Annotated in this window: 1 pseudogene; it reads left to right on the top strand. The window is 40.8% G+C overall.

What is annotated here, in order from left to right:
* Nucleotides 1-18: 18 nt before the first annotated feature.
* A pseudogene (locus tag GJQ66_RS12375) lies at nucleotides 19-282 on the top strand (hypothetical protein); the annotation flags it as partial.

The raw sequence follows: 282 nt of genomic DNA, 5'->3' as shown, positions 1-282 counted from the left end.
ACTTGTATTGTGATTTTAATGGGCGATTCACATCATCACTTTTGGAATGTCGTAAAAGAAGTGCAGCGCAAGTTAGTCCCCGCGCATATTTTTGCTGGTGTAGAACTGAAGGTTGATCAATGCTCGGCAGGATTTGGTACAGTTCTATTCTATGAAGATCAGCAGATCATTCAAAAATTACAAAAGAAAATTCCTTTTGATGCGGCAGAATTTCCAGTTTGGTCGGAGCAAGTTTCAGGTATGGCCCAATATGCTGTATGGACTTGTTTAGCAGATGCAGGT

It is taken from the genome of Microbacterium sp. ZXX196, from assembly GCF_009709595.1.
Classification (GTDB): Bacteria; Actinomycetota; Actinomycetes; order Actinomycetales; family Microbacteriaceae; genus Microbacterium; species Microbacterium excoecariae.
This window is presented reverse-complemented; position numbering and strand designations above follow the sequence as displayed.